Source organism: Rhodoferax lacus, assembly GCF_003415675.1.
GTDB classification, from domain to species: domain Bacteria; phylum Pseudomonadota; class Gammaproteobacteria; order Burkholderiales; family Burkholderiaceae_C; genus Allorhodoferax; species Allorhodoferax lacus.
The window spans coordinates 200,477-223,427 of record NZ_QFZK01000002.1; the positions used below are offsets into that span (position 1 = coordinate 200,477).

Below are 22,951 nucleotides of genomic sequence, written 5' to 3' on the forward strand. Positions count from 1 at the left end.
TACTTTGAAAAGAAATGTTGCATTGGACACGTTAAAGATTGGCTTGGCGTTTATGGTGGTTGGATTACACGCCAGATTTTTATCTGACGTAAGTCCACTCGCCGAGTATTTGACTGTAAATGGAATTTTTCGTATTGCTGTACCCATTTTCTTTCTGATCAATGGTTATTTCTTTTATCCGACAATTGTAAGTGGTCGACAGCGAATGTGGATTAGAAAGGTACTTGTGTTGTACATACTATGGATGATACTATACTCTCCGTTTTGGATTAGATTTCCATTTTTTGGATCAGTACAAAATGTGAGTTCAACACTACTGGAAATAGTAAAAGGATATTATCATTTATGGTATGTTGTAGGCATGGTAGGAGCGGCGTCTACATTAATAGTACTTCAAAATATAGACATTAGAAATTTGAAAGCAGTTATCTTAATCTGTTTTCTTTCGGGTGTCTGTATTCAATATTTTGGAGCTTTCCATTTAATCAATAATAATTATATAGATAAAATATTAAATATGAATGCCGTTCACAAGAACTTCCTTTTTGTATCTTTTCCATTTTTTGCCATTGGATTTATACTGAATAAATATAAAATAGTCGAATTGGTGTCTATGAGAGCCGCGGTTAGACTAAGTCTTCTGGGGTGTATGGCACTAATCGGTGAGTCATATTTCAATAGTTTTAAATTGCCTATGGATTTGGGAGTGGATAATTTAGCTTCATTAATAATTGTCTGTCCGGCAATTTTTATTCTATTCCTTAAGTTGCAAATATCAAGCAATAGCAAGCAGTTGTCAAATTATTCCAGTGGAATATATTTCATCCACATATTGGTCCTTCAATTTTTAGACCAATACAAATCGTTAGGTGAAACACTAATCACGATCTTAGTATTTCTTATATCCGGAGTCTTGTCTTACTTTATTATAGAAATAAACAAAAGAGTGCGATTTATACTTTAGGGTACTTTGGTGTAACTTTTGGCTGATCTTTTGCATTGGTTTCCTATTTTAAAAAATGTTCGTATAAATACCATTCATGTTGAAAAAAATCATGAGGTGCGTGCATTTATTTTAGAAATATATAATATGAATTAAACCAACTTCTTCAAAATTTGCTGCACAAGTGCTTGTAGTGCTCCAGCGGCAAATGGATCATTTCTAAATATAAAAAGCATGAATTTTGAGTATACTGTTTGGACTCTAAGCCAAGACTTATCTTCAGTTAGAAGTTTCTCATATTGACGTGCCGTGCATACGTAGGGAGATAATTCAAGAAAAATTCGAGTATAGTAATCTCTAATATTCAAAAATGGACTTACATTGTTTTTCATGAGCCAAGGTTTCGTACTTGCCATTGCATGAATTATTGATGGATGGCGATCACTATTTTTCAATATAAGACGCTGCCTGAAAGTTAGGGCAGAAATGCCTTGATGATGAAGTATGTCATTAGGGTGTTTTAATAATAGAACTTTGAGTGAAGCATACTTTTTAGATGCAACCAACGCACTGAGTGCATCCTGATCACCCAGCATAAGGGTGTTCCTAAGTGATACAGGCTTTTTCTGAGAATCTTGATATTGAGGCAGCTTAAGTAATTTAGCCCAGTCTTCAAGAAAATCTTTGTGCACTTCATCGACTAGCACCAATGCTGAGTTGATTGCTCCATCAATGGCATTTTTCTGAGGCTCTAGGTCGAAGGCCTCCGCTCTAAAATTCGAACCATTTGGGTAACTATGTGGATCCAGTGTTGAAACCAAAGTCTGTTCAGGTAAGTCTGCAAGCCAAGTAATTCTACTGTCGAGGATGATATCGGTATCCAACCATAGACATGTCTTTGCACCCGTCCGTAATCCGTCGATCAATACATGTGGTTTGATGTTGTAGCTACCTGTTCCTTCAAGTGCTTTGGTTATCAATTCAATATTCGGGATATTTTCAATCCATGTTTTAAATGATATGTTCGGTGACGGAAAATGTAAACGAATTGTTAGTTCTGGATGAAATTTCCTAATGGAGATTATGAGGAGCTTTACCGCGACTACATGCGTCTCTCTGTCTTCATAGAGGCAAATTAATGGATTCATTGCTGTTTTCGATAATTCGGATTAATTTATCTACCAGGTTGCCGTCAAAATATATATTCATTTAGAATTATAGATTCCTTTTTGCTAATTGTTAGCTTACTCTGCTCATATCACCAAATTGTGAAGGATTTTAGACTGTCGAATATCGTACTGATGCCCAAATATTGACCATGCATATTCTATTTTTGCGGAGACCACATTGCTCGTGCTATTTTATCGTGATCGCTACCAGGTGAATTCTTCATGTACTGAAGTGCGAGCGTACACATACTATTGTCTGATGGATTTTTTATGTTGTAATTTTTCATGTAGTCACTGTACGCTGAATACTTAACTCTTCCCGCTCCAGATAAAATTATGCTTCCATTTTGTGCGGCGTTGCCAGTATTTACTCGTGCAAAACAGATGCCTAGTTGCATTTGGCGTATGCATTCTCTCTCAATTTCTTCAGGAGTCGATGCGTATACCGATGCACTACTTAAAATTAGAAAATAAAATAATGCTCGTGTTAGTGAATTCATGAAAGTATCATTAATTTTCTTTTTTGTGTTGCTTTTTATTTATATGGTAATAATCACTAACGCTGGCTTATATTCGGTGTTGATAATTCCAGTGTATGTGGTATTTGAGATTATTGGGTAAACTTTTATTTTGAGCCATATTGTATTTTGTGATGTGTCTTTGAAATAAATTAAACCAGTTGTATCGGCTATGACATTGGCTAAACTTCCGGTTGACGTCAGAAAACGACCGCGTCCGGCGCCAACTGCAGTAGCTGTTGAAGCTTGGGAGCAAATTGCGCGACCAGTACCATCTCGGGCAATACTAGTACCATTTCCCCCTTGTTGGTAAACAACAGGATTCAGAGAAGAGTCAAAAGGTACCCCAATAAGAAAAATATCCGATATGTTTTTCTGTAGGTTAATTTCAAATTCACAGTAATTTCCTAGAGGAATGCCTGGAAAGGTTAGTTTGTATCGACCGCCTTGATGGGCAGCAAAGTGCCTCATGTTCCCAAGCATTACTGAAGTATTGCCATCGGGTATATTCCAGTTTCCAACCTCAGCACCGTTTGAGTCTTGACGACTAACGCCGATTGCGCCTTGAAAGCTGTAAAGATTTCTATCAGTCGCATTTTTTAAGTAGCTAATCCCAAAATACTGATCCGTTGTGACCTTGCCGTTAGATGGCACACCTGGCGTTATATCGACTGGAGCGGTTGCACTATATGTAAAAAAGGGATCGTCATAAACCCAATACTTTCCTTGAACTCCAAACACTCCATTCTTGTCATATATTGCACCGGCAATAGCCCAATTGCGATTGAACATGGTAGCGCCATCCTTAAATGATGGTAGCGTTCTAAATGGAGCGTCACAGTCTATTTGCTTTAAATTTGTGTTTTCGCTAAAGGAAAATATACCTTGTATGTACAAGTCCCATAATCTAAACAATCCGCCGCCAGTATACGTACTTGTTCCATAGTCTTGTGCTCCTGCTATGCGTTTGTAGCCAACAGCAATAATATCTTTGAAATTGAGCAGTTCATGGTAGGTTGCAAATGCTGCACGATAACTAGAAACTCTTTTTGATGTAGAGTTATTCATTGATTCAGCTACCACTAGAGAGTTACGCATAACGGATGTCTCTATCGTGGCTTGGCCAAATACGTCCATTCCTGCATTATCAGCACATACAAATTTTTGGTATTGACCTTCGTCTATTCGATTGCTATAACCGCCCGCGGAGTTTTTGAATGTGTTAACTCTTGTAACAGGGTTAGAGAAAAAACTAGCCATATATCTGGATTGAGTCGTATTGCCCAGATCATCTTCAACTATATCGTTCGTCAAAACTCCGGCACCTTTGTTGCCAATTGCCCAGTTATCATCCAATAAAGTAATTGGAGTATTGATGGGCGCAATAGAAACCTTTGTACTCAAACCAAAGCACTTTGTGGCGAATGAGTTCCACATGCCGGAGCCTTCACTGTCATTGATCCAGTTGCTCTGAAATGTATTTCGTGGATTTGTATTCCATATTCCTGCGGAACCATTGGTTGTGTTAACTCCAAGCGGCTGTGGAGAGCAGGCCTGATCATGGTTCTGTAAACGATTTGAAAGAGTTGGTGCACGAATTTTCATTACTACATTGTTTGTAATAACGTTGTCCTGTTCTGATCCATCTTCGAGGAAAATTGCGTGTCCTGTTATGTCAAAACCAACATTTGAGTCCAGTATTACGCCATGAGTACCATGAATGGTTATCATGCGTTGGCTGGATTCGGAAAACGAGCAGTTCTTTGCATAATTGCCGACCACCGGAGCAATGAATGCACCACTGGACACGGCATCCATGCCACTGGACATGACATAACTCATCATGTGCCAATGGATCGGGTAACGGCCGAGTGCGCCCGCTTGCCCTACTCTGCGGAATTGAACTCCGTCCAGTTTTATGGAGGTGGCATTGCCCATAAACATGCAATGAGCACCAAATTTAGCGGATGTCCAGGCCGTATCATTCGCACCCTGAACAATAATATTTCTGGTCAAGTTAATGACGAATGCACGCTCATCCAAGGCAGTGGGAGTCCCCAAGGGGCCACTTGTAGTTTCCCAAGCCTTGTTTGTAGTAATGCCTGTGACCGATTCGCCAGTTACCGAAGAGGGCTGGTCCGTTACATACTGGATAACGCCCCACCGTTTGCTTGCAATAGCCGTTCTGGTGGTTATGCTGTTGAGTCCGGTGTTAACGCTAGCAAGTACGAGTTTTTCAGGAACCGACACGCCGTAAAAGTCAGTGGTCCCGATAACAATCTCGTCATTAGCCCTCCAGCCCGTATTGTCAATAACCGTAAAGCTGGATGCTCCTGCGGCCGCGTGTGCAGCAAGTTTGGTGCGCTTGGTTGCTGGGGCAACTCCAACCAGGGACAGTCTGCCACCAGATTCCACCCGAATAGATCTTCCTTCCCCGCTGTTCGTAAAGCCCATGCTTGTTCCCAGCACGGTGCGCCTGACTCGGCTCGCTTCTGAGCCATTCAGCGTAATTGTGGCGGTCAGGTTGGCCGGAAAAGGCGCGGCCTCTGTTCCAATCTGTAGGGCCCCGGAGCCCATGATGTTGATGTTGCCGGTCGTCAGGCTGATGCTTTTGCTGTCGGGGGATGTGGGGTCCAAGGACCTCAAGGTGCCAAATATCGTCAAAGTGCCACAGACACAGTCCCCATCCAAGAAGACCGTCTGGGCCGAGCTGATGTAGATGTTGTCCGATGCAGTGGGAACAAATCCCGAGGGTACTCCAGCTGCCGCCCATGTCAGCGGGTTGGACCAATAGCCGCTCTTGGAGGGCGATGCCGGTGGTGTGGTGGGTGGGGTAATGACGCTGCCGTCGCCTGTGCCAGAGCTGGGGTTGGACACGGTGCCAGTGCCACCGCCTGAGCCTGACCCTGCGCTGGTGCTCGCGTTGGCACTGGAACTGGAGCTGCTTCCGCCGCCACCGCCACCGCATGCTGTGACGGCTGCTTGTATGGCGGCCGTCATGGTTGCAGCCGAGGTCAGCCTTAGAAAGTTCTTGCGCGTAATGTTCATGTTATTTCCCTTGACACACCCTGATACCAACGTCGTACTTTATGTTTGTCCATTTGACCGCAAATGAAGCCGCTTTACCCGAACTGATTCATTTGGAAACAACTAATTTTTACACTCTATTGTGACTGCCCAGCATTCGGCCAGGCAGAACTATTGCGGGCCTTCATGCACCTCTTGTGTGAGCATCGCCTTGGCATGCACCAGAAGGGTAACTTGTGTTAATCAGTGTGTGCAAATAGTGGGCCTGTTTGGCTATGACGGTTTGGCGGGCGCGGCACAACACAAATAACATTGCAACACTGAGAATTACGCACACCCTGCCTTATGGATGTGTGTGCGGGCATGGTAAAGTGATTCAAAGAAAACATGCGACTAGGGAGTCGTTGTGCACATTCACAATAAAAGGCTGGGTAAATAATCGCATGCGGCATAGTTCCTTAACCTGTCTGGTCCTGGGTGACGAGCCGTTAGCCATTCATTGTGTGCAAGACCTGCTGGACCGTGGCCACAAGGTGCTGGGTCTAGTTACCCAGGCTGAAGTGGTGCGGCGCTGGGCCACAGAGCAAAACATCCCCCTCCTTACTGCCGAAGACTACCCCGCGTTGCTGCAGCAACAGGCGGTGGACCTGGTGCTGTCCATTGCCTATTCCGGGTTTGTTTCCAAAGACGAGGCAGCCCTTGCGCGCCTGGCCTCTGTTTGCTACCACGATGGGCACTATCCGCGGCGGGCGGACATGCATTCCACGGCCTGGTCTTTGGCGCAGGGTGCACGCCAACACGAAATTATTTGGCAGTTTTTGACCGGTGATGCAGGGCAGGGCGCTGTGCTGGAGCGGCGCACGCTGGATGTGGCGCCCAGAGAGACTTCGGTGTCGCTGAACATGCGCAATTCGGCCATGGCCCTGGAGAGCTTTCAGGTGCTGCTGGCGCGCCTGGAGCAGGGGGACCTGCAGCCCATGCTGCTTGACGCTGAGCCACAGGCAAATATGGTCTTGCGTGATGAACGGCCAGCCGCTTTGTGTGTGATTGATTGGGCTGACAGTGCGGTGGGCATAGACGCGCTGGTGTGCGCTTGTGACTTTGGCCAATACCCCAACCCGTTTGCTGCGACCAAGCTGTTGCACAAGGGTTGCGCCATCATCGTGCAGGCAACCGAGCCGATTGACACGGTGCTGAGCACGTTTACCACGCTGGAGCCCGGCCAGATCACCGAGGTGGATGACGAATCCATCACGGTTGCCTGCGGCCAGGGCGAGCTGCGTTTGAAGCGGCTTTCCACACTGTTTGGTGAAGTGCTGACCGCCCGCCAAGCCCTGACCTTGCTGGGCCTGAAGGTGGGCGAGGTGATGGATGGCTTGCCTGTGGCAAGTGCGGACCTGTTGTCTTCCTTGTCCATGGATCTGGCAAAGACCGAGGGGCATTGGCTCAGGGCCTTGACGCAGCGGGTGGCGCCCAGCCTGCCGCTGATAACAGGCGACAAGAGTGCACACACCCAGGGTCTGCGCCTGGCCATGGAATGGAGCCACACGCCTGAAACGGCGGCAGCGGTGTTTGCCTTTACCCTGTCATGCCTGATGCAGCAGGACCGCTTTGACCTGGCGTTTGCCGCCACCAACGGTTTGGCCGATGAAGCCCATGCGGCTGCCAGCGCCTTGTTGCTGCCAGTAATGCCGCTGGCCGTGGAGATAGACGCAGCGCGTGGTTTTGAGGCCTTGGTACAAAGCCTGAGCGAGCGCATGGCCCTGCTAAAGGGTGCTGCCGTGTTGGCGGATGTGGTGGCGCGGCACCCGGTGCTGCGTGGCCAGGCCGATTTGCGTGCGGGCAGTGTGTCCGAGATAGCGGTGTTGCTGCAGTCTGCAGACGCACCCGCAGACGAAGCCCTGCCCGCAGGTGTGCACCTGGCCCTGGTGGTGCAGGTGGCACCCACTGTGCGCTACTGGCTGCGCAGTGCCGATGGCGTTGCTGCCAGCTTGGTGATTGATATTGCACAGTGCCTGTCTGTGGTGGCCAACAAGGTGGTGCAGCAGCCTGCCCTGGCGCTGGCTACGGTGGACGTGCTGGATGACGCAACGCGCACGCGCCAGGTAGTGGCCTGGAACGCAACGCAGCGGGCGTTTCCGGAGCAGCTGCGCATCCACGAACTGTTTGAAACCCAGGTGGCGCTGCGCCCGGAGGCCACTGCCCTGGTGTGCCAAGGCCAGACCCTGAGCTTTGCCGAGCTGGAGCGCCAGGCCAACCAGGTGGCCAACGTGTTGCAGGGCCGTGGCATTGGCCCGGGCCAGTATGTGGCTGTGTTGGTAGAGCGGGGCTTTACCCTGATAGCCAGCCTGATTGGCGTGGCCAAGTCGGGTGCGGCCTATTTGCCCATTGACCCGACCTACCCCACAGAGCGCGTGCAGTTTGTGCTGGGGGATGCCAACTGCGTGGCGGCCATTGTGTCGCCAGAGTTTGCGGGCCGCTGCAACCTGCCTGAAGAGCGGCTGCTGATTGCGGGCAGTGATGTGTTTCGCAGTGCGGCAGCCACGCGGCCGGTTTGCAGTGCGCTGCCCACGGACGTTTGCTACACCATTTACACCTCCGGCAGCACGGGCAACCCCAAGGGCGTGGTACTGACGCACCGCGCGGTGGTGAACACCCTGGACTGGGTGAACCGCAGCTTTGGCGTGGGCCCGGCGGACCGCCTGCTGTTTGTGACTTCGCCCAGTTTTGACTTGTCGGTGTATGACATCTTTGGTGCCCTGGGTGCCGGTGCATCGGTAGACATTGCCACCGCTGCGCTGCTGCGCGAGCCGGCAGACCTGACCCAGTATGTGGCCCGCGCTGGCATCACCATCTGGGACTCTGCACCGCCCGCGTTGGCACGTTTGGCCAGCTTCTTCCCCGACGTGTTTGCGGGTGCCAGCCTGCGGCTGGTGATGCTGTCAGGAGACTGGATACCGGTGTGGCTGCCAGACAAGCTGATGGCAGTGTTTCCGGGCGTGAAGGTAAAGAGTCTTGGGGGTGCCACCGAGGCGGCCATCTGGTCCAACTACTATCCGGTGGACAAGGTAGACCCGGCCTGGACCAGCATCCCCTATGGTTACCCGATACAGAATGCGCGCTACTACATTTTGGACACCCATCTGCGCCCGGTGCCGGTGTCCATTCCGGGTGATTTGTATATTGCCGGTGACTGTCTGGCACAGGGCTACCTGAACCGTGAAGAGCTGACGCAAGAGCGCTTTGTTGCAGACCCGTTTCATGCCGGGCAGCGCATGTACAAGACGGGTGACCTGGCACGCTTCTGGTCTGACGGCACCATGGAGTTTTTGGGGCGGTCTGACTTTCAGGTGAAGATCCGTGGCTACCGGGTAGAGATAGGCGAGGTGGAGTCTGCCCTGCGTGCCTTGCCCGGTGTGCGCGATGCCATCTGCACCACCTGGGTGGATGGGGCAGACCAGAAGTCATTGGTGGCCTACCTGCTGTCGGCCGATGGCGCTTTGCTGGACCCGGCCGGCATCAAACAAAGCCTGGCAGGCAAGCTGCCGGACTATATGGTGCCTTCGTATGTGATTGCGATGCGGGCCTTTCCGTTGTCGGCCAATGGCAAGCTGGACCGCAAGGCCTTGCCATCGCCCTCGGAGGCAGCCAGCACGCAAACCTACCGCGCGCCCGGCACCCAAATGGAAAAAGCCCTGGTGGGCATTTGGCAGGACGTGCTGAAGCGGCCACAGATTGGCGTGGGCGACAACTTCTTTGATATTGGCGGCCATTCGCTGCTGGCGGTGACCTTAATGACCCGGCTGCGCAACCAGTTGCAGCTGACGGCACCCCTGTCCAAACTGATAGAGCACCCAACCATCGAGCAACTGGCGCACTACCTGGACACTGCGAACCAGGGCGCCATGACTACCCCCACGCATGGCCTGATGGAACTGCGCAAGGGGGGCTGCCACAACTTCTTCCTGGTGCACGATGGCGACGGCGAAGTGCTGCTGTACCGCACGCTGGCGCAGCATCTGCCCGAGCAGTTCAATGTGTATGGTGTGCCGCCCAGAAGCCTGCCGCGCATACCCATGGCGGACCGCACGCTGGAGCAGATGGCTTCTTCGTATGTGGCCGAAATCCGTACCCGCCAGCCTGTGGGGCCGTATTACCTGGGTGGCCTGTGTGCAGGCGGTGTGATTGCCTTCGAGATGGCCGTGCAACTGGAGCGCGCGGGCCAGCAGGTGGGTGTGGTCACCATCATGGATGCGGTGGAGCCGCTGACCAAGCCACGCGCATTCTTTACCTCCAAGCGCCGCTGGCAGCGGTTTGCCAGTGTGTTTGCCGATGCAATGCAGGGCAAGGAAATGACATCCCGCACCTTCCCGCTGCTGGCTGCCTTTGGTACGGCGGTGCGCAAGGTGCTGAACGTGGTGTTGTATGAAACCACGCTGCGAATAAAAAGAGCCTTTACCAGCTTCCGGCTGCGTTTGCTGGACCTGGTGTTGGCGCGCGGCTGGATGTGGCCCAGCTTTTTGCCGTCCCTCACACCGCGTGAAATATATGTGGGCGCCATTGGCAAATATGTGCCGGGCGCGCAGATAAAAGCTTCGGTGGTGGTGATGAAGGCATCGGAAGGTGCCGATGCCGATGAGCCGCTGATCTACCAGATAGAAGACCCGATGTTGGGCTGGGGCCGTGTGTCCAAGGGCGAACTGGAAGTGATGGACGTGAAGGGCGGGCACTCCAGCATGTTGCAGATGCCGCATGTGGAAGCCCTGGCGCGCCAGTTTGCAGACGTGCTGCCCAAATAAGCATGCCAAGCCCTGTGCAGACACCATCGGCCAAGGCATCGGGTGCGCGCGTGACAGCGGTGATAGTGACCTATCAATCCGAGTCCACCGTGGCCACCGGCATGGCCTATATGCGGCGCTGCTTTGATGAAAAGGTAATGGACTGTGTGGTGGTGGACAACGCCAGCAAAGACCGCACCCCTGAGCTGTTGCAGGCCTATCAGGACTGGGCTGAGGTGGTGCTGTCAGGCAACAACAACGGCTTTGGGCGCGGCTGCAACATCGGGCTGGACAAGGTGCGCACCGAGTACACCCTGTTCCTGAACCCGGACGCGGTGCTGGAGCCGGACGATGTGCGCAAGATGCTGGCCTTTATGGACGCGCACCCGGAAGTGGGTGTGTGTGGACCCGCCACGCTGGTGGGGCCGTCACGCGAAGAGTCTGCATACCAGATTGCCGGGCGCCGGGAGACACCCACAGACCTGGTGCGCGCCGCCTTGTCTATGGCAGACATTGAAGCGCTGTACAAGCCCATAGTGCCTGGCACGGCGGCCTTCAAGACCGGTTGGGTTTGTGGTGCCGTGATGCTGGTGCGCACCGAGCACATCAAGGCATTGGGTGGGTTTGACCCGCGCTTCTTCTTGTATTGGGAAGAGGTGGACCTGTGCAAGCGCATAGAGGACAGTGGGCTGGGGGTTTGGGCGTTGCCGGAAGCGGTGGCTTGGCATATTGGCGGGGTGAGTTCGTCACAGGATGCAAGCCGCATTGAAGGCTGTATCTCGGAGCATTTTTACCAGAGCCGACGGTATTACATGGTGAAGCACCATGGGTGGGTAGCTGCAACTGTCGCGGAAGTGTGCGAGTTTGGCGTGCTGGCGTTGCGCACTCTGACGGACATGGTTCGCGGGCGCGGCACAGACCGCATGAAGCCGCGAATGCAGGCAAAGCTATTGAGCTCGCCCGAAACCAACTAGCCCAAAGGGACCTTATGGCGACAGATGTTGATGGGCGCTGGCACCTCGGAATAGGCGACCCCACCGTTATAGGCTGGGTGACGGTGGCTGCATATGGTGTAGCCGCACTGCTGTGCTACCGCTGCAACAAGCGATATGCACGAACAGAACAGGGCCAATTTTGGTTAGTTTTGACAACAGTAATGCTAGCTTTTGGCATTAATAAGCAATTAGACCTGCAAACTTGGCTGACTGAAATTGGTAGGGATGCCGCGTTTGAATATGGCTGGTATGGTCGCCGCAGAGTGGTTCAGGCTTTGTTTATTGCTGGACTGTTGATTTCTGCGCTGTTGATGCGTGACTGGTTGTCACAAAAAGTATCTGGAATGGGGAAGTATGTGCGCAGGGCTTCGATGGGACTATTGGTTTTAGGATTATTTGTGCTAATTCGCGCAACGTCATTCCATCATATTGATGAAATTTTAGGTTTTTCCCTGGATGGTTTATCTATTAATGAGGTTTTGGAGTTGAGCGGGATTTTTATCGTAATCTGGGCATCTTCATCTCGTTTGTGGAATATTGATGTTAGATGATTTGGTAAACGCAATTTAATAAGTACGCCTTGATGATTGTGAATGTACTATATATTCGATGCAAATCGTAGGTTTGTACATGTTGGTTGGCTCTGCTTGCCAAGTACTTAAGAGATTAAAAATATATAGAATAAAAAGGTTTGAAAATTTAGCGCTTTATATCGATATTCTATAAATTACGTGCATATAAATATGTCAGTCTAACTGCTTATGTGGAGGATAATTTTTGCGGTGGGATTTTCGACGTATTCTTGAATTTGATAAGTCGACTCCATGCTATGGCCGGTCGTTCGAAGAGAATATGTGCAATAGCTGCTATCGCGATGCAAATAGTCATATTAAGAACAACTGCCAAAACGTCAGTCGCGACACTAGTTACGACGAACCGCCTTAAGACACGCATAAAAATGCCGGTAATCGGTAAGTGAAACAAATATAGACTGTAAGAGATAAGGCCTAGCTTTTGAATGGTGTGGAAGGACAAGAAGCTTATAGATTTGGATGCATTCAATATCAAGCAAAAGATAATTCCAGTTATACCAACGCATTGCGCAAAAGTATTCTGAAAAATGCTTCCAATAAAAAATATAAAGAGGCTATAGCTAAATGAAATTATTCGACTCTTTGGTTTTCCATCGAGACAATCTCCGCAAAGAACACCTGTCATAAAGCTGTACCAAAATCCAATAAAACCACCTTGCCAGAATGTTGTGTGCACCAATTCGGCAGGCCAAAGTAGCGCAACTAATGAACTAGACCAGATTAACCAATCTCTTTTGAACTTTTCTATTCCTAATGAATTCCTATCAGCTAGCCATAGTAAAGTAGTAAATGCAATATAGAATTGCACTTCTATACAAAGTGTTCAGAACACGCTGAGGATTTGCCCCATTCCAAAGAAGCTTTGCAAAAAAAAGAGGTGTGCAGCAACTGCTTTTCCATCTGGAATGGTCACTTCGGTCTGTCCATTCATATGCTTAGCCATAATTGTAAAAATACCAAACGCTATTGCTACATAATATGGTGGTGCAAGACGGACTAACCGGCGACCAACGAAGCTGAAAGCATTGCATGGAATCATTTGTATCTGAAAGGTTGTCGCTTTCATAACAATTCCACTTAAGACAAAAAAGATGGGCACACCTAGATGCCCTGCCTCGAAAATTGCAGAGCTTAGCAATGCTGGTAATGTCGATAGTAACGATGCGATATGGCCACCTTCAGACATATGAAATAGAACCACCCATGTGGCTGCAAAACAACGAGATGTGTCTACTAAAGATAGCCTATAACTACTGATTGTAACTAATGCGCTCATTTTATTTTAACCTTTGCTTTTATCTTTTTCATATGGGTTAGCTAAATTTCGCGCCCTTTGTGCAGTATCGCATTTTAATTGTTGATGTGGTATATAAATGGATGCAAAATCAAGACTAAATTTAATTTTTATGTTCTGCGCATTAAATGAGAGTTAACCTGCACGTGAAATTTAGGACAAAGTGAATTTTGGGAAAGTGATCTCTGCTGCTAGTGGGGATATGACGCAGGGGTGATTCATTAACTATCATTTTGTTCAGATACTGCGAGAGATAGGCCAAGACAGAGTGCCGAATGTAGCCAAGCGTCACTTAGTGAGTGATGGGACGATTTACGTCTTTCGCAAGAAGTTTGGCCAGCTCGATATCGAGGAGGTCAAACGCCTTAAGGAGCCGGAGGCGGAGAACGCGCACCTGAAGAAGATTCAGGTCGAGGATGCGCACGTGAATAAGTAATCCCTCCGATAAGGGGCGGATTCAGGCGGTCAACGCAACACCCAAGCAAGCAGGGATTATGGAGGTGTGCGATGGTTAGTGTTTTTTGGCGCTATGACTCCGGATGGAATGGTTCGCATCTGACAGTTGTGGCGAAGGGGAACCCTATGAGTGTGATTGCCCGCGACATTGCAAAGCCTGCGGCTACGGATTATTCATACCTGCTGTACCACGGCGGGATCATGCCCCGACTCAGAAGTCGGCGTTCCGGATGTCTTTCAATGGAAGAGAGAGTCAATATCTCGTGGAGTGGCTAGCGGATTAGGTTACTGTGCAATTGCTCGGTAACAAGAGCGTTCGGCCTCAACTATTTCTAGAGAGGTGAACCGCAACGGTGGCGCTGAAAAATACCGTGCTTTAGAGGCAGAGAATTGCTTTCTTAAACGTTACCGTCGCCCTAAGCATTTCCTTCTGGACATGCAACCACAGTTGAAATCTGTAGTGACCAGGCTACTGGAGGAGAAATTGTCGCCAGAGCACTTGTCAGGCTGGCTCAAACGGCATTCGCCACACGGGAAAACCATGTGCATTTCGCACGAGAAAATTTACCGTTCGTTGTTTACTCGGGCTCGTGGCATGTTACGGGAGGAATTGAAGAAGAACCTCCGACTAAGCGAATGTTTCGTCATGCCCGAACCCACCACGCAGCTGTTGGCCAAAGAATTCCCGGTGCGATTTGAATTTGGGAATGCCCTGCGGATGTCGAAAGCCGAGCGCTTCCAGGCCATTGGGAAGGGGATCTGATCGTTGGCAAAAAAAATAGCGCCATAGCTACCGTTGTCGATCGCATCTCGGGTTTTGCGATTCTTTGTAAATTGGTGGATCGAAAGTCGGACAGCGTCATTGAGTCGTTGACAAAACAGATGCGCCAAATGCCATCAGACTTGTATAAAAGTTTAACTTGGGATCGTGGCATGGAGCTGGCAAGTCACGAGCAGTTCAGTGCAAACACCAACAAGGCGGTGTGTTTTTGCGATCCGGGATGCCCTTGGCAACGCGGCACAAACGAAAATACAAATGGGCTGCTAAGGCAGTACTTCCCAAAGCGAACTAGTTTGGATGGATATACGCAAATACAATTAAACCAACTTGCTGAAATAATAAATTCCCGACCCCGGAAGATATTAGGATACCGAACACCGGTAGAAGTGTTGGCCCCACTGTTGCGATGACCGCCTGAATCCGCCCTAGTGGAAAATGGGGGGATTACCCATGTGAATGTGCAATTCGCTGCCCATTCAAGACGCTGCCTGTGCTTCTAGTCGCTAGTTAGACCATGAACAGGTAATCGATCCGCAATATATTGCGATCCATAGTATCCAAGGTGAATCTTGTCGCGGTACAAGGACAAGTCATTCTTCACGCCATTGCACATCTTGTCATCGCACACCATGGTGTAGGGGTCCCACACCTTCACCTGGGGGTAGTCCTTCAAGACGCGGAACACCATGCTTCTGTAGCCCAGGTTGATCTTGTCAACGGTTGCGCGGTCCACGTCGCACGAGCTGCGCTTGGTGCCCTTGATGCTGACGGGGCGGATGTTGACGCAGTCTTCCGGTATGAAGTCCAGGGCCGGAATGCTGAGCAGGTAGACCACCTTCTTTTGTGATGCCAGCAGCCGGTCCAGAGTTTTGCGGATGGCGTTGGCAAAGATCAGATCGGGGTCATCCAATTGCGGGCTGGACAGGGAACGCACCCGATAATATTCGGCCTTGTTGGCAACGGCGTCCAGGGTTTCGTTCATGTAGGTGGCGCCTGTCATGGACAAGATCACCGTATGGATGCTGGGTGCGCCCTCCACATACTTCAGCATGTCGGCCATGGTTTGGTCGCAGCGTGACATGCCGGTGTCTCTGGAGGCATCAATATCCAGCAGCGGTGGGCAGCCGCCCTTGCCGATTTCCACCAGATTTTCTGTTTTGGAATGTTCGGTGATTTTGTCCGCCAGACCCAGGAAGAAGTGGTTGGCGGTGCTGTCACCCAGCAGTGCGATGGTGGCTGGGCGTTTCAGGTCCATCATGTTGCAGTAGTCTGGAAACTTGTTATCCAACTGCTGGATGCAGGCTGCGTCGTTGTCGTAGCCATTTTCATACCAGTCAAAAGAGCCAACGTTTTTGGCTACCTTTTCCAGGGCCGGGAATCTGTCTGGAAGACCCTTGGCCTTGTTGACCAACCCACCCACAAGGCCAATGCCCAGCAGCGCCAGCAGCAGTACGATGGGCACGACTTTGGAGGGTGACTTGCGCACCCGGTTTTCTACCAAATGGTAGGTGGCGGCAGCCGCCAACACCGAAAACAGTATGGCGCTGCCAATGACCCAAACGTCCAGCTGGTTGTTGCTGAGTATTCGCCCAAAATACAGTGCAGGCCAGTGCCATAGGTACAGGGGGTAACTGATAAGGCCAATATACACAACCGGGCGTGCGCCCAGCAGCAGGCGGTTGGCTATGGCGTCTTTGCCGGCCAGGATGATCAGGCTGGCACCTGCGCAGGGCAGCAGCGCACGCCAGTAGGGAAAGAGGTCGGTAGATTTGAATGCAATGGCAGAGCATGCAATCAGCAGCAAGCCCAGCACCGACATGGTGTTTTGCCGGGTGGCTGCACTTGTGCCCGCCAGGGGCGCAGGCAGGCGGGGCACAAAGGCAATGAAGGCGCCCACAAACAGTTCCCACGAGCGGGTGATGGGGTTGAAGAATACGGCTTCCGGATGGCTTTTGGAGTAATACAGGCAAAGGCCAAAAGATACCAAAGCCACTATGCCGATGACCCTGTGCAGGTTTCTTCGGGCTTTTACCGCAATGGCCAGCACAATGGGCCAAACCAGATAAAACTGCTCTTCGATGGAAAGTGACCAGAGGTGCAGCAGGGCCTTGAGCTCGGAGCTGGTGTCAAAATAACCAGCTTCTTTCATCAAAACAAAGTTGGAAATATAGACAGCACCGCCAAAGACGTGTTTGCCAAGCGGCTGGTACTCACGCGCCAGCAGGAAAAAGTAACCCAAGACCAGGCAGGCCAGCAGCACCATGATAAGTGCCGGGAATATCCGCAAAATGCGCTTTTCGTAAAACCTGCGGAAGGAAAAAGTGCCGCGCTGCAGGTCGTTGGCAATGATGCGGGTGATTAAATAGCCCGAAATAACAAAGAAGACGTCAACGCCTATGAAGCCGCCAGTCAATAGCGTGGGGTAGGCGTGATACGCCACCACCAACGATACGGCGATGGCACGAAGCCCGTCAATGTCTGGTCTGTAATCTTGATTGTTTATATTCATAACGTCCTGAAGGCACGATGTGCCTGTGGGACGTTTTTGAACGCGTCACTTCCTGGCAGCCTTTTTTCCCGATTTTTTACAGTGTAAACAGTATTTATTGCTGTCCAAGGTATTGTTGGCCCAAGCCCGCAAATGGTCTGGGGCATTTTGCGACCAAAGTCTGATGGAGGGCGAAGCGTGCCATCAGAGCAGGTTCCAATATCCAAAATACGCCGCCATCCCAAACAAAATGGCATTAGTTCCTGCGTGGGCCAGGATGGCGTCTCCAATGTGGTTTGACCGCAGTCGTACCCACGCAAAAACCAGGCCAGCAAAGGTGCCGGCCAGCCAGGCGTTGTGCAAGGCGCCAAAAGCCACGGAAGAGGCCACAACGCCTGCAAGCCGCACCGGCAAGGCGCCGCTGGTTTGTACCGCTGTGCCGGACAGCTTGCAGAGCAGGTAGCAGCGGAATGCAAGCTCTTCTGCAATGGGGACCGTAGCCACGGCGCCCACAAAGCGCAGGGCCAGCCAGAGCAGGGCCCAGTGGGTTGGCATGGCGTCCAGGTGGGCCTGAAAGAGCGCGTTGTGGGGGCTGTCCGTGCCCAGCAGCCAGGCCCACACCACCGCCACCAGCACGGCGGCAATGGCGGCGTCCCAACGCGGGCGGTAGGCGGGCAGTTTGAGCTGTGGCCACACCTTATAGAGTGCCAGTGCAACCAGAGCCACCCGCAGCGGGTAGAAATAGTCCACCACCGAGGTGAGTGCAGAGGTAAGCAGCGTGGCAGCCAGCAAGACCACCAGGGGCACCAGGGTGGATAGGGCCAGGCCATCGGAGGCGGCCTGGGCCCCGGGGCGGGCGGGCAGTGCGAGGGACTTTTTGCGCAGCATCTGGCTGTTGTCAACAATCCAGAGCAAGGCCACCGAGGTCAGGATGAAGGTGATCCACCCCGCCTGCGAATGAAAGCCGCCCACTGCGACTTCGGGGGACCAAAAATAGCCCATGCTGATGAGCACCGCAATGCGTACGCAGTTCAAAAACCAGATGCAGGCGGCCCCCAGCGGGAAAAGTACCAGGGTGTGCGGAAACTTCAGCTCTTTGCGGTGCATGACCAGATAGAGGGCCGTGAACGCGACGATCAGGCCAATGCCTTCGTAGCCTGAGCATTGCGGGGCGATGGAGACGGCGAAGTCACCCAGGCCCAATACTTTGGTGTCGGCGTTTACATAGATGAGCTGGTCGCTGAACAGGCTGAGCAGCCAGGCCGAGACGGCAAAGGTCCAGTCGGCCAGGATGCCCCAGCCGCCCTGGCTGCCAAGGGAAATAAACCATGTGATCAGGGTAACGGGCAGTATCAACAGGACATAGCCCCGCTCGCGCAGCAAATAGGCCTTGAACCGCTCCGCCGGTGCCAAGCACAGCAGCCAGAGTGTGACCACGGCGCAACCGCAAACCAGCCAGGCCAGGGCAACCCAGGCGTGCATGGTGCGGGTGGCCAAGGTTGCCTCAAACACCCGTTGGCTGAGGTAGACAAAGACGGCATACACCAGCAATTGCACGGGGAGTATGCGGGCCAGGCGCTGGTAGGAAAGCCCTGCAGCCATGCGGCGCAGTGCGGCGAAGAAGGCGCCTTTGCGCATGAAGACGTACAGCAGGACAGCCAGCACAGCGGCTTTGGCCACCTCGCCTATGTGGCCCAGACTTCTTTGCCAGGCGGCGATGTCCTGCACGTCCAGCAAGGCTTTGGATTGGAAGCGCAGGGTGATGAACAAAAACTCGGCGCAGAACAGCAAGACGACCAGCAACACCACCGCTGAACGGCTATGGGGTGCAGTGGGCAAGTGCGCGGATGTCTTGGTTTTCACAGTGGGTGCCAATGTGAGCGAGGGCCAGCAAAAAGGCCCTTGGTATTACCCAAGGGCCTCTTGGCCTGTTTGGCCGGTGTCGAAGCAGCAGTTAAGACTTGCGGCGCTCGCGCATGATCAGAACCACACCACCGAGCAAGGCCAGGGCCAGCGAGGCGCCAGCACCATTGATCTCGGGAACGCTGTGGGCGCTGCCTGGACGGTCAAAGTCGCCCTTTTTGATCTGAGGAACTTGCACGTGCTTCTTGTTGTCATCATCGTTCTTGCGCCCGTCAGCAAAGGACGGTGCTGCAAAGGCCGCGAGCACGAGTGCTGCACATACTGTCTTGAATATTGGTTTCATCATTGCTTCCTGAGTGTTGTGAGCCAATGGTAGCGGCAGGCCCAGCTGCCACCAATAGCCCGTTCGGACTAACAGGGTGTGCAAATTACCCAAAAAGAGGGGGTTGGTCGGGGTGAGAGGATTCGAACCTCCGATCTCTTCGTCCCGAACGAAGCGCCTTACCGGACTAGGCCACACCCCGCGGTGCTTGACATGCAGGCAGCGTAATCAGTGATTGCGCTCCAGCAATTGGGTCGCCAATTGTATCAAACAGTCGGTGTGTTCTCCGGCCGGCAGGCGCTTGGCGGCGGCGATGGCGCGCAGTGCTTCCTGGCGGGCGGCGTTGCGGGCTACGTCGAGGGCGCCGGTGCTTTTGACGATGCTGACGATTTGCTCGAGCATGCTCAGGTCGCCGGTTTCGATGGCTTTTTTGATGGTGTCTGCCTGCTCTGCGCTGCCGCGCTGCATGGCGGCAATCAGGGGCAGGGTGGCTTTGCCTTCGCGCAAGTCGTCGCCCAGGCTTTTGCCCATGACGGCGGCGTCACCGGCGTAGTCAAGCACGTCGTCTATGACCTGGAAGGCGGTGCCCAGGGCTTGGCCGTATTCGGCGCAGGCTTCTTCCAGTTCGGAGCTGGCCCGTGCCACGATGGCGCCTACGCGGGCGCTGGCTTCAAAGAGTTTGGCGGTCTTGGAACGGATGACGTGCAGGTAGCCAACTTCGTCCAAAGCGGCGTTGTGCATGTTCATGAGCTGCATGACTTCGCCTTCGGCAATGACGTTGGTGGCGTCGGACAGTACTTGCATGATGCGCATGCTGTCGGCGTCCACCATCATCTGGAAGGCGCGCGAGTACAAGAAGTCGCCGACCAGCACGCTGGCCGGGTTGCCAAAGGTGGCGTTGGCGGTGGGGCGGCCGCGGCGCAGGGCCGAGTCGTCCACCACGTCGTCATGGAGCAGGGTGGCGGTGTGGATGAATTCCACCACGGCGGCCATGTTGAAGCGCTGGGCGCTGTCGCAGCCCAGGGCACCGCAGCACAGCAGCAAGAGGGCAGGGCGCAGGCGTTTGCCGCCGGCGGTGATGATGTACTGAGAGACGCTGCCTACCAGGGGCACGCCGGAGTTGAGCCGTTGTGCAATGACCTGGTCGACCTGGTGCATGTCTGCATCAATAAGGGTGAGCCCTGTAGAAGAGCTGCTGGAGTTGACTTGCAAGGCTTGTGACCGGTTGGTTGTTGCGGCGATTATAGAAAGCTGATTGGCAGGGTTTGCTGACTGTGGCCTGTGCAGGTTTACGTTATTGGCACATGGCTCTGTTCACCTGGCCTTCGATTTCGTTGCAGGCCTGCATCAATTGATTGAAAGGCAAGGCGTTGCCAACCATCACCGCGTCAGCAAGCATGTTTGCGTAGTCTCGCGCGAGTGCCTCAAGCGCCTGTCCTTCGGGCACGATCTTCAAATGACCTGTTGCCGCCGACAGGTAGTCGATGGCTCTGCCGCTTGCGTCCTTTTCGACAAAGAAAAAGGACTTGTGCTCTGCGACGGCCTTGGACACGACGCGATCCGAGGCGGCGTCACCCATAAAGGCGCTGCGCCCTATTGCAGCCAAGTCGTGCCAATGCCGGGCGTATCGCTCGCTGCGTATTCGGCCTTGCGCACAGTAGACATGTGCTGCTGTAGCTTTCTCCCAGAATGTGCGGGTGACGCTCATAACCACGGGTAAAGCGGTTGGAAAAGATACGCCTTCCACATGCCCTTCCATATCGCAAGCCACGGGTAGTTGCTGATGGGGTTCGCCGGTTGCGCGGGCACCAAATTCCAGCGTAACCACCGGGGAAACATAGCCAGTACCTTGTTTGATGGCCGGGTAGTACAGCTGCAGTTTGTCATTTTCAGGGCCGTCAATCTGCAGTTTGGCGTCCATGCCTTCACGCGCCAGCGCGGCTTCAAGAACAGGACGGACACCCGTGGTGATCCATTCCGGCAGGCGATCACGTACCGCCTTGGTCCATTTGTTGGCCTGGCTGCGATTGGCGGGCAGTGACTCATCACCGGTAACAAGGTCACTGAGCAGTTTGCGAATATCCAAGGTGAGGTCAATGTCCTCGGAGAAGCGATCAATGATTTTGTAGGCCTTGGACAAAGAGGTTCCGCCCTTGAACGTCAGGTCGGCAGTCAATGGCGAATCGAAGAGTGCGCCAAGCGCCCACACCACCCAAGCGTCCTTTTCAAGCAGGTGTGTTGGACGCCCGGTTTTTGCCCGGACCTGTTCCAGGACTTCGCGCTGATCCAGTCGGCTGAGGGCGAAGTAGGCCTCAGTCACGAGAGGCCTCTTGACCGATAGCTCTTGCCATCCAGGAGGGCAGGGCAGCACGGGCTGATGTCAGCGCCTGCCATTCTTCCTTCGGCAAGGTGTGGTGCAAGGTTGTCAGTGATTTGTCGACATGGGATGGCCCCATCCAGGCCAGCGCGCGCACCGCATTTCCAGCCGGGCTGACGCCCAGGGCCAACATCCAGCTTGGCGCATGCTTGATGAGTATTTCCGATTGGCCGAGCTTGATCTTTCGGGTTCGTCCGGATGTGAGGTAGACCTCGCGGATGGGCACCTGCTGTGTGAGCCCCAAACCGCTGGCGGCCATCGCACCGTGTGGGGTTACCGTTTCACCGCTTTGGGCAGCCAGCGAAGCAACGACTTTTTCCGGAGACGGAGCACGCGTTCCGAAGCGGCTGGATACAGGGTTGACATAGGCGCCCCGCCCCACGCGAAGCAAGTGATTTTCTTTTGACAGCCGGGACAGCGCCTGATCTACGGCTGCCCGGCTGCCCAGGTGCAGAAACTCCTTGGGCGAGAGCACGCGCCCCTCGGGCATAGACCGGGAATGCAGCAGGATGGATTCGGGCAAAGTGCTCATGGAAGACCTTGGGTTGAGAGAATCTTAAGTCACTTTCTGACATTTGCCGCAAAAACAAACTGTCATGGGTAGCTTGAATCAGGAGTGTTTGGAGCAACGGGACATTCGGTCTATAATCCGAGGCTCTGCGAAAATCCGTTCGTGGAGTCAAGACAAAGAGGTCATCATGTACGCGGTCATAAAAACCGGTGGCAAGCAATATCGGGTTGCTGCTGGCGAAAAAATTAAAGTAGAACAGATTGCTGCGGACGTAGGCCAAGAGATTGTGTTCGACCAGGTTCTGGCTGTCGGCAACGGCACCGAACTGAAGGTTGGCACTCCCTTGGTGTCCGGCGCAACGGTTACTGTCACAGTAATCTCTCACGGCAAGCACGACAAAGTGCGCATCTTCAAGATGCGTCGTCGCAAGCACTATCAGAAACGTCAAGGGCACCGCCAGCAGTTCACCGAACTGCAAATCGGCGCGATTGCTGCTTAAAGGACACGGGTCATGGCACAGAAAAAAGGCGGCGGCTCTACGCGAAACGGGCGCGATTCCAAGCCCAAAATGCTCGGCGTGAAATCTTACGGCGGTCAAGTTATCAGCGCTGGTGCGATCATCGTGCGTCAGCGTGGTACCAAGTTCCATCCCGGCACCAATGTCGGCATTGGCAAGGACCACACGCTGTTCGCGCTGATCGAAGGCACGGTTTCTTTCGCAGTCAAGGGTGCCCTCAACAAGCACACCGTGAGCATCACTGCAGTCTAGTCTGCAGCAAGCTCCCCGAAGAACCCTGCGCTTATCCAGCGCGGGGTTTTTCATTTCTAAGCAGGTA

Annotated in this window: 17 protein-coding genes, 1 tRNA gene and 1 pseudogene; 9 read left to right on the forward strand and 10 right to left on the reverse strand. The window is 52.6% G+C overall.

Annotated features, from left to right (window positions below):
* Positions 1 to 22: 22 nt before the first annotated feature.
* Positions 23 to 964 carry an acyltransferase family protein gene (locus DIC66_RS23720; protein WP_117174534.1) on the forward strand — a complete coding sequence of 314 codons (942 nt, stop codon included), beginning with the start codon at positions 23 to 25 and terminating at the stop codon, positions 962 to 964.
* Between the two features lie 131 nt (positions 965 to 1,095).
* On the opposite strand, the gene DIC66_RS22850 is transcribed toward DIC66_RS23720, so the two are convergent.
* Together DIC66_RS22850 and DIC66_RS04575 are read right to left on the reverse strand one after the other, a co-directional pair.
* The gene (locus DIC66_RS22850) at positions 1,096 to 2,091 is read right to left on the reverse strand and encodes a hypothetical protein (protein ID WP_147321235.1); all 996 of its coding nucleotides are present in this window, start codon (positions 2,089 to 2,091) and stop codon (positions 1,096 to 1,098) included.
* Positions 2,092 to 2,651: 560 nt separating this feature from the next.
* On the reverse strand, positions 2,652 to 5,678 hold the full coding sequence (locus DIC66_RS04575; RefSeq protein WP_147321236.1) for a G8 domain-containing protein: 3,027 nt from the start codon (positions 5,676 to 5,678) through the stop codon (positions 2,652 to 2,654).
* A 482-nt stretch (positions 5,679 to 6,160) separates the two neighbouring features.
* Here DIC66_RS04575 and DIC66_RS04580 point away from each other — a divergent pair, with 482 nt between their 5' ends.
* The 3 genes from DIC66_RS04580 to DIC66_RS22855 are packed head-to-tail and all read left to right on the forward strand — an operon-like array spanning position 6,161 to position 11,981.
* Positions 6,161 to 10,456, forward strand: a complete 4,296-nt coding sequence (locus DIC66_RS04580) for an amino acid adenylation domain-containing protein (protein ID WP_117174539.1) — start codon at positions 6,161 to 6,163, stop codon at positions 10,454 to 10,456.
* A 2-nt stretch (positions 10,457 to 10,458) separates the two neighbouring features.
* Positions 10,459 to 11,409 (forward strand): glycosyltransferase family 2 protein, encoded by a 951-nt coding sequence (locus DIC66_RS04585; protein WP_117174541.1) that lies wholly within the window; start codon positions 10,459 to 10,461, stop codon positions 11,407 to 11,409.
* Between the two features lie 14 nt (positions 11,410 to 11,423).
* Positions 11,424 to 11,981, forward strand: a complete 558-nt coding sequence (locus DIC66_RS22855; protein ID WP_147321237.1) for a hypothetical protein — start codon at positions 11,424 to 11,426, stop codon at positions 11,979 to 11,981.
* Between the two features lie 208 nt (positions 11,982 to 12,189).
* On the opposite strand, the pseudogene DIC66_RS23725 reads toward DIC66_RS22855, so the two are convergent.
* Positions 12,190 to 13,299, reverse strand: a pseudogene (locus DIC66_RS23725) (acyltransferase family protein).
* 262 nt (positions 13,300 to 13,561) lie between these two features.
* Here DIC66_RS23725 and DIC66_RS23730 point away from each other — a divergent pair.
* The 3 genes from DIC66_RS23730 to DIC66_RS23735 all read left to right on the forward strand — a co-directional run bounded on the left by DIC66_RS23730 (position 13,562) and on the right by DIC66_RS23735 (position 14,964).
* Positions 13,562 to 13,753 (forward strand): transposase, encoded by a 192-nt coding sequence (locus DIC66_RS23730; RefSeq protein WP_420820478.1) that lies wholly within the window; start codon positions 13,562 to 13,564, stop codon positions 13,751 to 13,753.
* 360 nt (positions 13,754 to 14,113) lie between these two features.
* A complete protein-coding gene (locus tag DIC66_RS04600) occupies positions 14,114 to 14,536 on the forward strand; it encodes a hypothetical protein (protein ID WP_147321238.1) in 423 nt (140 codons plus the stop codon).
* Positions 14,536 to 14,964 carry an IS30 family transposase gene (locus tag DIC66_RS23735; RefSeq protein ID WP_420820479.1) on the forward strand — a complete coding sequence of 143 codons (429 nt, stop codon included), beginning with the start codon at positions 14,536 to 14,538 and terminating at the stop codon, positions 14,962 to 14,964. Before DIC66_RS04600 ends, DIC66_RS23735 begins: the two co-directional genes overlap by 1 nt.
* Before the next feature lie 86 nt (positions 14,965 to 15,050).
* Here DIC66_RS23735 and DIC66_RS04610 read toward each other — a convergent pair whose 3' ends face one another.
* From DIC66_RS04610 to DIC66_RS04640, 7 genes are all read right to left on the reverse strand, one after another.
* On the reverse strand, positions 15,051 to 17,063 hold the full coding sequence (locus DIC66_RS04610; RefSeq protein WP_117174551.1) for an acyltransferase family protein: 2,013 nt from the start codon (positions 17,061 to 17,063) through the stop codon (positions 15,051 to 15,053).
* Positions 17,064 to 17,246: 183 nt separating this feature from the next.
* Positions 17,247 to 18,905, reverse strand: coding sequence for an exosortase E/protease, VPEID-CTERM system (xrtE, locus tag DIC66_RS04615; RefSeq protein ID WP_158558841.1), 1,659 nt, complete (start codon positions 18,903 to 18,905; stop codon positions 17,247 to 17,249).
* Positions 18,906 to 18,996: 91 nt separating this feature from the next.
* On the reverse strand, positions 18,997 to 19,248 hold the full coding sequence (locus tag DIC66_RS04620) for an MYXO-CTERM sorting domain-containing protein (protein WP_158558842.1): 252 nt from the start codon (positions 19,246 to 19,248) through the stop codon (positions 18,997 to 18,999).
* 104 nt (positions 19,249 to 19,352) lie between these two features.
* Positions 19,353 to 19,429: transfer RNA gene (locus tag DIC66_RS04625), tRNA-Pro, on the reverse strand.
* A 26-nt stretch (positions 19,430 to 19,455) separates the two neighbouring features.
* A complete protein-coding gene (locus DIC66_RS04630; protein ID WP_117174557.1) occupies positions 19,456 to 20,385 on the reverse strand; it encodes a polyprenyl synthetase family protein in 930 nt (309 codons plus the stop codon).
* 136 nt (positions 20,386 to 20,521) lie between these two features.
* On the reverse strand, positions 20,522 to 21,547 hold the full coding sequence (locus tag DIC66_RS04635) for a nucleotidyl transferase AbiEii/AbiGii toxin family protein (RefSeq protein WP_117174559.1): 1,026 nt from the start codon (positions 21,545 to 21,547) through the stop codon (positions 20,522 to 20,524).
* Positions 21,540 to 22,136, reverse strand: coding sequence for a DUF6088 family protein (locus DIC66_RS04640; protein ID WP_117174561.1), 597 nt, complete (start codon positions 22,134 to 22,136; stop codon positions 21,540 to 21,542). The genes DIC66_RS04635 and DIC66_RS04640 overlap by 8 nt, the downstream gene beginning before the upstream one ends.
* Positions 22,137 to 22,302: 166 nt before the next feature.
* Between DIC66_RS04640 and rplU the strand changes: the two genes are divergently transcribed.
* Positions 22,303 to 22,614, forward strand: coding sequence for a 50S ribosomal protein L21 (gene rplU, locus DIC66_RS04645; RefSeq protein WP_117175086.1), 312 nt, complete (start codon positions 22,303 to 22,305; stop codon positions 22,612 to 22,614).
* A 12-nt stretch (positions 22,615 to 22,626) separates the two neighbouring features.
* Entirely contained in the window at positions 22,627 to 22,884 is a 258-nt protein-coding gene (rpmA, locus tag DIC66_RS04650; RefSeq protein ID WP_117174563.1) for a 50S ribosomal protein L27, read from the forward strand.
* The last annotated feature ends 67 nt before the right edge of the window (positions 22,885 to 22,951 follow it).